Here is a 572-nt window from a genome sequence, read left to right as displayed (position 1 = left end):
ATGGCTGGAGTCGTTACTGTGCTTCCGGTCGGACGCCTACTCGGCGCCCGGGCCGGCCCACTGGCCGATGCGGATGACCACGAACTCGGCCGGCTTCACCGCCGCGACGCCGATCTCGATGGTCACGCGCCCCTCGTCCACGGCCTCCCGTGGGTTCGTCTCCTCGTCGCACTTCACGTAGAAGCCGGCGTCCGGCGTCGCGCCGACCATCGCCCCTGCGCGCCAGAGGCCCAGGAGGAACGCGTTGACGGTGCGTCGCGCGCGAGCCCAGAGGTTCGCGTCGTTCGGCTCGAAGACCACCCACTGCGTACCGCCGATGAGCGAGTCCTCGATGTAGTTGAAGAGCCGGCGGACGTTCAGGTAGCGCCACAGCGGGTCGCTGGACGTGGTCCGAGCGCCCCACACGCGGATGCCGCGGACACCGAACGCGCGGATGGCGTTGATGCCGACCGGGTTCAGGATCTCCTGCTCACCGGTGGTCATCTGGTACTCGAGGTCCAACGCACCGCGCAGCACCTCGTTGGCCGGGGCCTTCCAGACGCCGATGCCGTCCGTGCGGGCCCAGAGGCCGG

1 protein-coding gene is annotated in these 572 nt (G+C 69.8%); it reads right to left on the bottom strand.

Annotation, left to right across the window (positions count from 1 at the left end):
• Positions 1-36: 36 nt before the first annotated feature.
• Positions 37-572, bottom strand: a 536-nt coding sequence (locus KDM41_18725) for a phage tail sheath family protein (protein ID MCB1185459.1), incomplete at its 5' end; no start/stop codon positions are given.

Source organism: bacterium, from assembly GCA_020440705.1.
Classification (GTDB): Bacteria; Krumholzibacteriota; Krumholzibacteriia; order LZORAL124-64-63; family LZORAL124-64-63; genus JAGRNP01.
This window is presented reverse-complemented; position numbering and strand designations above follow the sequence as displayed.